At 58.0% G+C, this 13772-nt stretch carries 13 protein-coding genes and 1 pseudogene; 11 read left to right on the plus strand and 3 right to left on the minus strand.

What is annotated here, in order from left to right; translation table 11 throughout:
- Positions 1–99: 99 nt before the first annotated feature.
- The 3 genes from HMPREF1153_RS10675 to HMPREF1153_RS10685 form a co-directional block, all read right to left on the minus strand.
- Complete coding sequence (locus tag HMPREF1153_RS10675) at positions 100–1830, minus strand: methyl-accepting chemotaxis protein (RefSeq protein ID WP_009646936.1); 1731 nt, start codon at positions 1828–1830, stop codon at positions 100–102.
- Positions 1831–2065: 235 nt separating this feature from the next.
- Positions 2066–2953 carry an Mrp/NBP35 family ATP-binding protein gene (locus HMPREF1153_RS10680; protein ID WP_009646991.1) on the minus strand — a complete coding sequence of 296 codons (888 nt, stop codon included), beginning with the start codon at positions 2951–2953 and terminating at the stop codon, positions 2066–2068.
- 112 nt (positions 2954–3065) lie between these two features.
- Positions 3066–3518: a MarR family winged helix-turn-helix transcriptional regulator gene (locus HMPREF1153_RS10685; protein WP_009647003.1), complete on the minus strand. Its 453-nt coding sequence runs from the start codon at positions 3516–3518 to the stop codon at positions 3066–3068.
- Positions 3519–4136: 618 nt separating this feature from the next.
- Here HMPREF1153_RS10685 and HMPREF1153_RS10690 point away from each other — a divergent pair.
- The 11 genes and pseudogenes from HMPREF1153_RS10690 to HMPREF1153_RS10740 all read left to right on the plus strand — a co-directional run bounded on the left by HMPREF1153_RS10690 (position 4137) and on the right by HMPREF1153_RS10740 (position 13614).
- A complete protein-coding gene (locus HMPREF1153_RS10690) occupies positions 4137–5093 on the plus strand; it encodes a metal ABC transporter solute-binding protein, Zn/Mn family (RefSeq protein WP_009646966.1) in 957 nt (318 codons plus the stop codon).
- 92 nt (positions 5094–5185) lie between these two features.
- Positions 5186–5908 (plus strand): metal ABC transporter ATP-binding protein, encoded by a 723-nt coding sequence (locus tag HMPREF1153_RS10695; protein ID WP_006193845.1) that lies wholly within the window; start codon positions 5186–5188, stop codon positions 5906–5908.
- 2 nt (positions 5909–5910) lie between these two features.
- Positions 5911–6780, plus strand: coding sequence for a metal ABC transporter permease (locus HMPREF1153_RS10700; RefSeq protein ID WP_006193844.1), 870 nt, complete (start codon positions 5911–5913; stop codon positions 6778–6780).
- On the plus strand, positions 6777–7877 hold the full coding sequence (locus HMPREF1153_RS10705) for a metal ABC transporter permease (RefSeq protein WP_009646996.1): 1101 nt from the start codon (positions 6777–6779) through the stop codon (positions 7875–7877). The genes HMPREF1153_RS10700 and HMPREF1153_RS10705 overlap by 4 nt, the downstream gene beginning before the upstream one ends.
- 180 nt (positions 7878–8057) lie before the next feature.
- Entirely contained in the window at positions 8058–8750 is a 693-nt protein-coding gene (locus HMPREF1153_RS10710; RefSeq protein WP_009646934.1) for a Fic family protein, read from the plus strand.
- Positions 8751–8864: 114 nt separating this feature from the next.
- The gene (locus HMPREF1153_RS10715; RefSeq protein ID WP_009646933.1) at positions 8865–9587 is read left to right on the plus strand and encodes a DUF4198 domain-containing protein; all 723 of its coding nucleotides are present in this window, start codon (positions 8865–8867) and stop codon (positions 9585–9587) included.
- A 294-nt stretch (positions 9588–9881) separates the two neighbouring features.
- Positions 9882–10508: a MotA/TolQ/ExbB proton channel family protein gene (locus tag HMPREF1153_RS10720; RefSeq protein ID WP_009646999.1), complete on the plus strand. Its 627-nt coding sequence runs from the start codon at positions 9882–9884 to the stop codon at positions 10506–10508.
- On the plus strand, positions 10498–10911 hold the full coding sequence (locus HMPREF1153_RS10725; protein ID WP_009646938.1) for an ExbD/TolR family protein: 414 nt from the start codon (positions 10498–10500) through the stop codon (positions 10909–10911). The genes HMPREF1153_RS10720 and HMPREF1153_RS10725 overlap by 11 nt, the downstream gene beginning before the upstream one ends.
- Position 10912: 1 nt before the next feature.
- Complete coding sequence (locus HMPREF1153_RS10730) at positions 10913–11668, plus strand: energy transducer TonB (RefSeq protein WP_009646976.1); 756 nt, start codon at positions 10913–10915, stop codon at positions 11666–11668.
- Positions 11669–11720: 52 nt separating this feature from the next.
- Complete coding sequence (locus tag HMPREF1153_RS10735; protein ID WP_009646955.1) at positions 11721–12902, plus strand: FTR1 family iron permease; 1182 nt, start codon at positions 11721–11723, stop codon at positions 12900–12902.
- A gap of 143 nt (positions 12903–13045) precedes the next feature.
- Positions 13046–13614: pseudogene (locus HMPREF1153_RS10740) on the plus strand (iron transporter).
- Positions 13615–13772: the final 158 nt, after the last annotated feature.

Genomic DNA, 13772 nt, shown 5'->3' on the forward strand with positions numbered 1-13772 from the left:
CGAAGGCGCAGACTGATCGGCTCTTTCATGGAAGGGCGGCGCGCTTTTGCCCGTGAAGTGGACGTTTGTGCGTGTAGTTTCCTATGTAAAGATGCGGCGTCACACCTTGAACTTGACGGATTCTTCCTTCAGGTTCTTCGCGGAGTCTGCAAGGCCGCGCGAGCTTGCGGCGATTTCTTCCATGCCCGCCGCCTGTTCTTCGGTGGCGGCAGATACATTCTGCGAGGCGTCGCTCGCACGTTTCGCGGAATTGTTCACGTTCTCGCTGAGGTTCACGATCGTGTGGATGCGTCCGTCGAGGATCTGCATTGTGTCGGTGATCTGTGCGCTGTCGTCGCTGCAGATGCGGATGAGCTCTAGGATACGCGAGAAGCCCTGGCCTGTCGAAGAGACATTCTCCAGCCCCTTCTCCGCCTGCTCTCGGCCGTCCTTCATGGCGCTGACTGCTTGCTCTGTCTCGGTCTGGATGGAACTGATGAGGTCGCCGATCTGCTGTGCTGCCTGCTGGGATTCCTCGGCGAGCTTTCGGACTTCCTCGGCGACGACGGCAAAGCCGCGTCCGTTCTCGCCGGCGCGCGCCGCCTCGATGGCGGCATTCAAAGCGAGGAGATTCGTCTGCTCGGCAATGCCCGAAATCGTCGAGATGATCTCGCCGATTTCCTGCGAGCGCTGACCGAGCTTTTCGACGATCTGCGCCGACTGGTCGACTGTCTCGGAAATTGTGTTCATCTGCTCGACGGTCGATTTCACGAGTTCATTGCCCTCGTTGGCGCGCTCGACGGTGTCCTCGATGTTCTTGCGGATCGTGGCGATGCGGCTGACGGCTTGGCTGATGCCGTCGGACAGGGCGTCAATCTCATGCTTCGTTTCGCCGAGGGAATCCATCTGAACGGCAGCGGACTCGGCGACCTCCGTGATGGACTGAGCGACGCTCTGCGTAGCCTCAGCAGACTGGTTGGCGTTCGCCGTGAGCTGCTCGGATGTGTCGGAGACGAAAGCGGCGGTGTCCTGAATCTTCTTTGTCATCGAGCGCATGTTGTCAATCATGCCGTTGAACGCCGTCGCCATCTCACCGAATTCGTCCTGATTCTCCACGGGCGCATGAACGCTGAGGTCGCCGCCTGCGGCGCGGCGCACGGCCTGCAGGAATCCTTGCACGGCGTTGTTGATTTCGCGGCGCAGCCAGTAGAGGACGGCGAGCGTCAAGGCGATGACGAGGAGCAGGGCGACGATGGTGATGACGGCGATCCGCGCTTCTTTCGCCTGGCTGAGTTCCTTCTGCGTCGCGGCGTCCCTGATGCAGTTCTGAGCGTCCTGGTTAATGCCGGCGACAGCGGTGTCGAACGCCTTGACAATCTCGGGCGAGAGGATGGCGGCTTCAGCCTCTTCACGGTTGTTCGAATCCTTCATGGCGTCGCCCGCTTGACTCAGGCGCTTGTAGTTTTCCCAAAGCTCCTGCTCTGCATCGAGTTCGGAGAGCGCCTGCTTCGTGATGTCGGGCGAGCCGAAATCCGTGTTTTTCTTTGCCTCGCGCAGGGCATTGAACGCATCTTCCACCTCTTGACGCGAATCCTGAACCTTTTGGGCGAAATCGTGCTTCTTCGCCGGGTCGACCGATACCACCTGATAGAAGACGTAGAGGCGCGTATTCTGCATGGCCTGCGCGACCCTGTTCGAAGTGGCGACGAGGGTCGTGCGCTGGTTGATCCCCGTGTTGAGATCGTCGAGTTCGCCGACCGAATGGTAGGCGAAGACGCCGAAAGCGATGAAGGCAATGAGCAAGATGCTGAAAGAGAACAGGATCTTGTTTGCCACGGTCATGTTTTTCATGAAATACCATCTCCATTGAATCACGTTGAAACTTAATCTCACTTAGCTTTCTTAGGCTTCGACATGGAGAGAAGAAATCCTTTAAGGAAGTTTTTCTGATTTTTCATGGATTTTTTTCGTTTTGTCGCATCGCAGAGAATGGAAGAAGAAAAAGCCGCTCGATACGCCTTCTCTTTTGAGAGGGCGGTATCAAGCGGCTTTTCGCTATAGTTTGCGCCCCTTGCGGGGCAGAGGTTTATGATTCTTTGAAGTCATCGACCTCGGCTGCGTCATGCTCGGGCAGTTCTTCTAAGAGCAGCGCCGCAGCGTCGACCCAGTCGCCCTCGAACGACTCGATCTTGCCGGCGTCGCAGAGCGCGGCGAGCTTCGGTTCGATCGGTAGGCGCGCGAGAAGCGGCAGGTAGTAGTCGCGGGCGATCTCCTCGATGTGGCTGTCGCCGAAGATCTTGTGCTCGGCCGAGCAGTTGGGGCACTTGAAGTATGCCATGTTCTCGATGATACCGAGGATGGGGGCGTTCATCAGGCCGGCCATCTTGACCGCCTTCTCGACGATCATGGAGACGAGCTCCTGCGGCGAGGTCACGACGATGATGCCGTCGATGGGCAGCGACTGAAGCACGGTCAGAGGAACATCGCCCGTTCCCGGCGGCATGTCGACGAAGAGGTAGTCCTCATTCTCCCAGACGACGTCCTGCCAGAATTGCTGTACGACGCCCGCGACGATGGGGCCGCGCCAGACGACGGGGTCGGACTCGTCCTTCAAGAGCAGGTTGATCGACATGATGTCGATGCCGCCCGCGCTCTTCAAGGGGCGGATGCCCGCGGCATCGGCGTTCGCCTTCTCTACTTCGCCCTTGACGCCGAAGACCTTCGGGATCGAAGGCCCCGTGATGTCGGCATCGAGCACGCCGACGCGATGACCGCGCCGCGCCATGGCGGTCGCGAGAAGCGAGGTGACGAGGGACTTGCCGACACCGCCCTTGCCGCTCATGACGGCGATGACGCGCTTGACATGGCTGTGTTCGTTCGGTGGTGTAAGAAGGCTCTGTGGCTCCTGCTGTGCGCCGCCGCAGCCGCCCGCCGAGGAACAGCTGCTGCAGCCGCTGCTGCAATTTTCACTCATGATGAATCTCTCCTTTGCTATACATAATAATGGAAAATTTTTCTGAATGGATAGGGTATATTCATTATCTTACCCCTTTTTCTTGAATTGTCAATAGCCGCACTGCGCTGTGTCATTCCAATGCACGAAGGATGCGATAGAGCTGCTCCTTCAGCGCCTCGGCCTCTTCGAGGGTGAACAGGGTGCCTTTTTTATTGACGAGGCAGCCCATCGCATAGGGAATCTTCTCCGCCTCTTCGCGCAGGGCTTCCCCTTCCTTCGTGATCTCCACGACGACCACGCGCTCATCGTCTGCCTTGCGGCGGCGCTTCAGATACCCCATGCTTTCCAACTTCTTGAGCACGGGCGTCAAGGTGCCGGAGTCGAGGTACAGGCGCTTGCCGAGATCGTGCATGGTGACGGTGTGCTCTTCCCAGAGCACCATCATCGTGACGTACTGTGCATAGGTCAGACCGATCTTTTTCAGAAAGGGATTGTAGGCGGCCACAATCTTGCGGCCTGTGGCGTAGAGCGGGAAACAAAACTGATTTTCCAGCAGAAGCGGATCGAATTCCTTTTTTGCCATTGACAACATCTCCATAGAATGATTCTTGTTTCAGTGCCTTTTCGATATTTTAGCAGATAAATAAAATATAAGCAAATGAAATGTAGAAAAATAAAACATGGGAAAATGATATTTTATAAAACTGTATTTGACAAAATATATTTTGCGTGTATAATAGAACATGTAAGCGGCTTCCCCCGAACGCGAAGAGGAAAAGAGCTGCTTATATGGATGGAGAGAAAATTTCGTGCTTCGGACATTTGATTTGAAGTATTGCCTGATTTATTTGGATGAAAACAGGAGGTTATTCATTATGAGCACCATCGTTTTGGCAGTATCGGCCCTTGTATGCGCTACGGCATTTCGGCTTCTCGGCGAAGAAGTGCAGAAGGGATAAGGCGACGCATCCTTCATACCGCATAATCACATAAGGCAAAACGCCGCAAGGCAGTCAAACAGCATGTGTTTCCGATGGGAGCGCATGCTGTTTTTTTAGGAATCTTTGACGAGATGTTTTATAGATGAACCTTATCGCAAAAATCTTCAGATATAAATAAAATAATGATAGTCTATCTCATTTACAACCTTCAAGGAACGTGCTATACTACATGCTAAGAAAATCTCGAAAGAAGGTGCAATATGAATTTTTTGAAGAGGATGCTTCGTGGGAACGGCAAGGGGCTGTTCCTGCTGGCTCTGTGCCTCGCGGCGGCGCTTCTGACGGCGGGCTGCGGCGGCGCGGCGGGGGATGCGCCCTCGGGCAAGAAGAAGGTCACGGTGACGACGTCGTTTCTCGCCGACATGACGAAGGAGCTGGCGGGCGACTACGTCGATATCGACCTCGTCATTCCAGCGGGAGAAGACCCGCATCTTTACGTCGCGCAGCCGGCGGATCTCAAAAAGCTCAAGGACGCCGATCTCGTGCTTTACCACGGTCTGCATTTCGAGGGCAAGATGGTCGAAATCCTTGAAAAGCGCGGCACGGCGGTGACGGCGGACTTCCCTGCGGATGCCGTACTGCGCATGGAAGAGGACGGCGAGAGCGTCGTTGACCCGCACTTCTGGTTCAGCATTGCGCTCTACAAGAAGGCGACGGAGAAGGCGGCGGACAGTCTCTCCAAGCTCGTGCCCGAGCATGAGAAGGAGATTCGGGCGAACTCGGCTGCATACCTCGCCAAGCTCGATGCGCTCGATGCCGAGGTCAAGGAGAAGATTGCGTCTATCCCAGCGGGCAAGCGCAACCTTGTCACGCCGCACGACGCTTTCAACTATTTCTCCAAAAGCTACGGCATGACGGTCGTCGCGCCGCAGGGCGTGAGCACGAATTCCGAGGTGGCGAATGCTGACATTGAAAAGACCGCAGACTTCATCGTCGAGCACAAGGTCAAGGCGGTTTTCGCCGAGAGCACGACGAATCCCGAGCGCATGAAGAAGCTGCAGGAAATCGTGCGGTCGAAGGGCTTCGATGTCGAGATCGTCGGCGGCGAGGGGAATGAACTGTTTTCCGATTCGCTCGCACCCGCAGGGCAGAAGGGAGATACGTTCATCGACATGTATCGGTTTGACGTCGATCTGATCGTCCGTCATCTGAAGTAAGGAAAAAGGGAAGAAGGGCGGGCGACCGCCCTTTTTTGCTTTTTCCGTTCGATGCGGTCGAGTTGGCTGATTCTAGGGAAAGAAGGCGGAATATGGGAGAAAAGATGCTGCTTCATGTGGAGGATGTGACGATGGCGTACCGCGAGAGCGCGGTGCTCTGGGACATCGATCTCGATGTACCGACGGGCGTGCGATGTGCGATCGTCGGGCCGAACGGCGCAGGAAAATCAACGCTCCTGAAGGGAGTCCTCGGCCTTGAAAAGCCCGTCGCGGGCTATGTGCGCCTTTGGGGCAAGACGATTGACGAGGTGCGCGAGCGCATCGCCTATGTGCCGCAGCGCGGCGCGGTCAACTGGGATTTCCCGACGACGGTGTTCGACGTCGTGCTCATGGGACGCTATGTGCATATCGGGCTCATGCGCCGCCCGGGCAGGGAGGATCGCGAGAGGGCGAGGGCGGCGCTCGCCGAGATGCAGCTGGAAAAGCTCGCCGAGCGCCAGATCTCGGAGCTTTCGGGCGGCCAGAAGCAGCGCGTCTTCATCGCGCGCGCACTCGCGCAGGAAAGCGACCTCTACATCATGGACGAGCCGCTGGCGGGCGTGGACGAGACGACGGAGCGCATCGTCATGGATAAGTTCGTCGCGCTGCAGAAGGCAAGGAAGACGGTGATCGCCGTGCATCACGATCTTTCGACGCTCGACATGTATTTCGACTACCTCGTCGTTCTGAACCGCACGATCAAGGCGAGCGGCTACTTGAAGGATATGGACAAGGAAGCGGCTCTCGCGCTCGCCTTCCGTCCGAAGGAGCGTTGACGATGGACATTCTGATGAACTACGCCTTCCAGATCATCGCCCTCGGCACGGCGCTTCTCGCGGCGGTCGCGGCACCCGTCGGCGCTCTGAGCGTCTACAAGGGGCAGAGCCTCATCGGCGATGCCATCGGACATGCGACGTTTCCGGGCGTCGTTCTCGCCTTCATGGCGTTTTCGACGCGAAGTCCTGCCGTGCTGCTCGTCGGCGCAATGGCGGCGGCCGCCGTCACCTTTTTCGCCATTCAGGCGGCGCACGAGAACACGCGCGTCGGACTCAATGCCAACCTCGCCGTATTCCTCTCGGGCTTCTTCGGCCTCGGCATGGTCTTGAAGAGCTTCATTCAGGGGAACGAAGCTTATCGCGGCGCGTCACAGGCGGGGCTTGAAACGTACATTTTCGGGCAGGCGGCGTACATGCTCGAAGCCGATGTGAAGCTCATCGCCTTCGTCGCTGCGCTCTGCGCGGCGCTGCTCTTCGCGTTCTACAAGGAGCTGAAGGTCTTCGTCTTCGACGCCGAGTATGCGCGTGCCGTGGGGCTTCCCGTGCGCCTGCTGCAAGTCCTGCTGCCCTTTTTGACGATCGCCGTCATCGGCATCGGCATCAAGGCGGTCGGCGCGATTCTCATCAGCTCCTTCCTCATCATCCCGTGCGTCGCGGCGAGCCAGTGGTCGGACGATTTTGCACACGTGCTCTTCTTGAGCGCCGTCTTCGGCGTCGTCGCAGCTCTCGCAGGCACTTATGTGAGCACGCTGGAGCAGGGAATGTCGACGGGGCCGAGCATCATCCTCGCGGCCTCTGCCATCGCCTTTTTGTCCATGTTCTTCGGCAAGCGGGGTGCGTTCAGAAAGCGCGGAAGGAGGGAAGAGGCATGACCGATTCTCTCGTCGTGCTCGCCCTGACGGCGGCGGCGTGCGCCCTGCCCGGCGTGTTCCTGCTCCTGCGCAATCTCTCGATGATGGCAGATGCGATCAGTCACACGGTGCTCCTCGGCATCGTGCTTGCGTTCTTCCTCGTGCGCGATCTCTCGTCGCCGTGGCTGCTCTTCGGCGCTGCGCTCATGGGCGTCGTGACCGTGCTCCTCGTCGAGCTTCTGGGAAAGACGAAGACGACGAAGAGCGACGACGCGATCGGCATCGTCTTTCCCGTGCTCTTCTCTCTCGCCGTCATCCTCATCAGCAAGTATGCGGGCAACGTGCACCTCGACACCGACATGGTGCTGATGGGCGAGGTCGTCTATGCGGGACTCGATACGGTGACGCTTTTCGGGCATGAGGTCGCGTCTTCCGCCGTCAAGATGGGCGCGATCTTCCTCGTCAATGCGGCGTTCATCACGCTCTTTTACAAGGAACTCAAGCTCTCGACCTTCGACGAGGAGAACGCGCGTCTCATCGGCATGGCGACGGGCGCGATCTTCTACGCGCTCATGACCTTGATTTCCCTGACGACGGTCGCGGCATTCGACGCCGTCGGCTCGATCCTCGTCATCTCGTTCTTCATCGCGCCCGCGGCGGCGGCGCTTCTCTTCACGAAGCGCTTGCATCACGCGCTCTTTCTCGCCGTGTTCTTCGGCGTCCTCGGCAGCGCCATCGGCTACGGCCTCGCGCTTCACTTCAACGCTTCGATGGCGGGCATGTGCGCTCTCGTCAACATGCTCATCTACGTCGTCGCCGTCTTCGTCTATCCGAAGGGCGTCATCACGCGGCGCTTGAAGCGCATGCGGCGCAAGGCGCGGCTCAAGGAGGAGCTTTTGATCATCCACCTCGGCACGCACACCGCCGAGAACCTTTACAGCGAGGAAAACGCTGTGCGCGACATCGCCGAGCATCTGCGCTGGAGCGAAAGGGAGATGCGGCGCGTCAGCGAGAGACTGAAGGAAGCCGGCATCGTGCGCCGCTCGGGCGGCTACTACCTGCTGACGGAAAAGGGGGCGGAACGCTATCGTGCGCTTTGCGAGGAGTATGTGATCTGAAAGGAAGCCTCATGGCTTGGGAGAAGTCGTACACGTTGAGAGCAGCAGCAAGGCAGCCGTTCGTCAGGGAGCGGCTGCCTTTTTTTGCAGGTACGGCGGTTTTTCTCGTTTTTCTTCATGAAGGGGCGGCGCTGTGGTATAATGCCATGGAAGAGAAATTCGTGCAGAGGAGAGATGGTCATGATCGATATTGCCGCTTTGAGCATGGATTATTGGGACGACTTGATGGTGCGCATGGCGCATCATTCTACGGCGATCGAGGGAAACACCTTGTCGCAGGGCGATACGAAGAGCCTGCTGCTCGATGGCTACATTCCGCGTGCCATGGATCTTCGGGAGATGCACGAGGTCTTGAACTACAAGCGCTTCATGGACTTTCTGCAGCAGAGCTTGGCAAAGGAACGCGCCCTTTCGCTCGACTTCATTAAGGAAGTCCATGCCGTGCTTTGCAAGGACGCGATCGAGGGCGTTGCCGGGCGCTTCAAAGAGATTCCGAATCTCGTCGTCGGAGCGGATTTCGTCCCGACGCCGCCCTATCTCGTGTCGACGGATCTGCAGAACTGGCTGCTCGATCTCGCGGCGCAGCTGGCGGCGGCGAAGTCCGCCGAGGACAAGATCACTGCCATCTGCCGCCGGCACATTCGCTTCGAGCGCATCCACCCATTTTACGACGGCAACGGCCGCGTGGGGCGTGCGCTCATCGTCTACAGCTGTCTGCAGGAAAAGGAAGCTCCAATCGTCATCCCCGTCGAAGAAAGGAAGCGCTATATGAACTATCTCAACACGGAAGATTTGCAGGGGTTCGTCGCTTTCGCGAAGGAGCTGCAGAAAGAGGAAGAGGAACGGCTGCGGTTGTTTTGCGCGAACAGGTAACAGCGACTTTTTGTGCGGCGCTTTCTTGCAAATTCATATCATTTGTACTATAATATAAAGGTATGGAACGAGTGTGTTCCGCAGAGTGAATTGTTCTCGATGGGAGGATAAAGAATGAAGAAGAAGCTTTTGGCAGCGGCGCTTGGCGCATTTGTGGGTCTCGGCATGTATGCGGCGCCGACGGACGCGCATGGCGTGTTCTTTGCGAACCGTCTCGATCAGAAGGCGCTCGTGCTCGGCGAAGGGCCGTTGGACAACGCTTACGATCCCGCATGCGTGCAGCGCATCGACGCCTACGATGTGAACTTCGAGCCGACGACGGTCGAGCGCGTCGACGCGGGCAACCATGTGACGGTCGTGCCGGGTGACGATCTCGGCGTCACGGCGACGTTCTTCGACTATGGCTACTTCGCCAAGACGACGGATGGCCAGGTCATTCCGACGCGCGACTACGCGAGCGTTGACAATCTCAAGGCAGTGACGTACGCGCGCAAGTACAACGTGCATTACTGGAACGCGGCTGTGAAGCCGGGCGGGCTCTACAATGTGCCGATCCAGATCGTTCCCGCAGTCAATCCTCTGACGCTTCGCCGTGGCGACGCGCTGCGCCTGCGCATCTACAAGGACGGCCAGCCGTATGCGAATGCGCCCGTCATCGCTGACGTGCTCGGCGATCTCACGACGGAAGTGAACGCGGATGCGAACGGCTACATCACCGTGCATGTGGCGAACAACGGCCTCAACGTCATCGGCGTCGAAGTTGGCTTTCCGACGGACGATCCGATCGTGACGGAGAAGATCTTCAGCTCGCTTTCGTTCATCATTCCGGCCGAGTAAGAGTGGCTTCGATTCGTGAAACTATACGCGCTTAGGCGCAGTAAAAACACCGCAAGCAATGCTTGCGGTGTTTTTGCTTTTGCAGCGCATTCAGATGTTGATGCCGCATTCCTTGCGGATGGTATGTACCTGTTGCAAGGCAATCGCTCGCTAAAAAGTGAATCTTTTTTCAAATATGAACAAATTTCATTTTCATATTGAACTTTAACGAGGTATGTGCTATACTCACAGACGTGATAGGAATAACCGCTATCAGCGGTATTCAGATAGAAAATCCTTGAAGGAGATGTTCTTGTGGAGAATACTTGGGAATTATTTCAAAAGGGCGGCCCTGTCATGTACGTCCTCTTGGTGTGTTCGATCGTTGTTGCGGTCATCGCCATTGAGCGTTTCCGCTTCTATCGTCAGGCGGGCAGGGGTGCGAGCGATTTCGTCGCGAAGCTTCCGAGCTTCCTGAAGGAGCACGATTTGAAGCAGGCAGCGGAGCTTTGCCAGACGGAGAACACGGCGCCCGCGTACATCGCTGAGATCGGCGTGCGTGCGGCGGCGGCGGGCGATGACTTGACGCTCGCGCTCGACACGGCGTACGCCGATATGGCGATGCGCCTGAGGGAAAGGCTCAACTACTTGTCGATGATCGTGACGATGGCACCACTCCTGGGGCTTCTCGGTACGATTTCGGGTATGATCGAGTCGTTCAGCATCTTCAGCGTGCGTGCGGGCGAGCCGCTTGCCATCACGGGCGGCATCGGCGAGGCGCTGATCGCGACGGCGACGGGGCTTTGCGTGGCGATTTTTTCGCTGATCGTGCATACGTACTTCGTGCAGAAGCTCGATGAGATGCTCGCCACGCTCGACAAGGCGGCCGCCGCTGTGCGGAACGCGTTGAAGAAGACGGGGGAGGATGGCCATGCGGCGTGATTTTCGTATTACGAAAGAACCGCTCGTCATGATCATCCCGATGATCGACATCATGCTCTTTTTGCTCGTGTTCTTCATGATCAGCACGATCTACATGGTGCAGACGAACACGGTGCAGGTCGCTCTGCCGCAGGCGGCTGCGGGCAAGATGGAGACGCGCCCGAACATCGTGCCGATCACGGTGACGGACAAGGGCGATGTGCTCTACGACAAGGACGAACTGCCGAATGAAGACCTTGCGGACAAGATGAAGGCTTCCTTGGCAAGCGACCCCGATACGGTATTCGTGCTGCGCGGCGACAAGAAGGCCGACTACGAAGCCGTCGTGCGCGTCTTGGACCTCCTCAAGCGTTCGGGCGCGAAGCATGTCTCCATCGCGACGGAGACAGCGGGGAGGCAGTGAGATGCGGTTCAAGAGCTACTGGCGCACGACGGTCGTCGCGGCGATCTTCCTGCACTTCTTCGTCTGGCTGGGACTGGCTCTCGCGCTGCCCCTGCTCGACTTCGAGGGCGATCCCTTGGCGGTGCAGGAGATGGAGGTCGTAGACCTTCCCGAGGAAGACTCTTCGGGCGAGATGGAAGAGAAGAAGCCTGATCCGCCGAAGCCGGAGCCGCCCGAACCGCCGAAGCCTGAGACGCCGCCTGTGGAGACGCCGCCCGAGGATGTCATTCCGACGGAGACGTCGCCGACGGAAGCCGCCGAGTTGGACGAGGCGGTGGCGGAGCTGCAGAAGCAGGAGGAAGAGGCGAAGAAGAGCGGCGAGGACGGCAAGGCTCTGCCGCCCGCTCCGCCCTCGCAAGCGGTCGGTGTGCTCATTGTGTCGGGCAATACGCCCGACACGCGCGGCACGGACTTTCGCGGCACGGTCGGCATCCTCGTGAGCATCGACGCGCAGGGGCATATCACGGGCTATCGCCTCACGCAGCCCTCGGGACGCCGCGTCGTCGATCAGATTGTCTTGAACGCCGTCCGCAACTTCAAATTCGAGCCGGCGCTCGATACGAACGGACAGCCGATGAAGACGATGCGCCTCCTGAAGTTCCCCTTTGACGGCTCGGGCAGTCATGCCTACGAGGACGATGAGAACAAGCGCATCCGCGTGAATAAGGAGATGTTCCTCCGAGAACTTCATGCGAGGGGGCAAGCACCGCCGACGTAAGAGGGCGGCGCAGGGAAATCATATCGGAACTTCCAAAAAGAAGGTGAGAGTCTTGAAAAAAATCTTATTCCTTTGCATGGCACTCGTGCTTTTCGCCGTGCCGCGCGCAGATGCAGCACCGAAGTGGCAGGAGGTCGCTGATCGCATTGCTCAGATGGTCGACCAGGCCGTTTCTGTCTACGAGACGGGCGACTACGAGGGTGCACGCGACCTCGTCAATACATCTTACTACGGCATTTATGAAAAAGAGGGTTTGGAGAGCGTCATGCGCAGTTCTGTCTCCGCCAAGGAGACGAGCCTGACTGAGTATCAGTTCTACAAAGTCAAGAAGAGCATGAAAAACGGCGAGAGCGTAGACACGGTCAAACAGGAAGCCGAAAAGCTCAAGTCGATGGTCAACGACAATGTCAAGGCGCTCGAAAATGCGCACGGCAGTTCGGGCTGGGCAGCGTTTCTGCCCGCTTATCTGATTCTCCTTCGCGAGGGATTGGAAGCGATCCTCGTGCTCGTCGCGATCATCGCCTATCTGAAGCGCGCGCAGGATGAGAAGCATCTCGGCACCGTCTACAACTTCTCAATTGCGGCGGTCGTCGCGAGTTTCATCTCGGCGTATCTGTTTAACACGTTGCTGAACAATACGACGGGCGGCATGAGCCGCGAGGTGCTCGAAGGTGCGACCGCGCTCTTTGCTGTCGTCGTCCTGCTTTTGACGAGCGCATGGCTCGGCGGCAAGGCGAACAAGGACAACTGGAAGCAGTACATCGACGGACTCGTCAAGGAATCCATCACGCATGGCACGGCCAGGGCATTGGGCATGGCGGCGTTCCTCGCCGTCTACCGCGAGGGCGCAGAGGTCATCCTCTTCTATCAAGCGCTCTTCAACAACGCGGCTGCCGACGTCACGATGATTTGGGCGGGCTTCGGCGCGGGCTGCGTGACGCTGGCCTTGATCTTCTACGGCATGCAGCATGGCATCTTGAAGATTCCCCTGCGTCCGTTCTTCCTGTTTACGAGCATCCTGATGTTCCTGTTGGCCGTCACCTTCGTCGGCGGTGGCATCGAGGAGCTGCAGGAGGGCGGCGTCATCGGCATCACGCGCTTCGAAGGCTGGCCTACGGTCGATCTTCTGGGCATCTTCCCAACGGCGGAGACGCTCGGCGCACAGCTTCTCGTGCTGCTTCTTGGCGTGGGAATGGTCATTTACGCGAAGAGACGCAAGCCGAAAGCGGCGTGATCGCCTCTTCAAGAGTTATTGGCAATGGCGGAGCAAAGTGCTCCGTTTGCAGATGCAGCGGATTGCCGCATCTATACAGGACGTATTATGTAAGGGCGTCCAGGAGGAATTTCATTACATCATTTTTCGGAGGAGTGTGTTTTATGAAAATGTTCAAGCTCAAGAAACTCAAGTCGGCTCTGGCGGTCTGCGCGGTAGCGGCATCGCTCTTCACGCTCGGCGGCTCTGCGTCGGCGGCGGGCTTCACGGAGTACCCGATCGGCGACGAGATCGAGAACGAGGCGAACCACTTCAAGGTAGCGCTCGTCTATTTCCAGCCGATTGAGATGCTGCCTGCAGGCATGATGCTTTCGCCGGACAAGGCGGACATGCACATTGAGACGGATATCCATGCGACGGAAGGCAACGACACGGGCTTCGGCGTCGGCGAGTGGATTCCGTATCTGACGGTTCACTACAAGTTCACGAAGCGTGAGACGGGCCAGAGCGTCGAGGGCGTCTTCATGCCGATGAACGCAGACGATGGCCCGCACTACGGCGCAAACGTCAAGCTCCTGGGTGCCGGCACCTACGAATGCACTTCTCCATCGAAAGCCCGTATCGCCAGAACTACGGCCTGCACGTCGATGATGAGACGGGCGTCAAGGGTCGCTTCTGGGATGAGCCTGTGACGATGGATTGGGTCTTCAACTACGTCCCGCGTCGTTGGTAATGCTGAGCCGTCCAAGAAGCGAACCCTGAAAGGGTGAAGCTGATTGGGCAACGGCTCGTATGCGAAAACGTCCCGCAAATCAAGCCCGAAGGGCGAAGATGAGCGGCAGACGTTGACCGCCCACGAAGCAAGTCTCTCCTAAAGGGCATAAGCCCACC

Origin of the sequence: Selenomonas sp. CM52 (assembly GCF_000292955.1) — a bacterium.
Taxonomy (GTDB): domain Bacteria; phylum Bacillota; class Negativicutes; order Selenomonadales; family Selenomonadaceae; genus Selenomonas.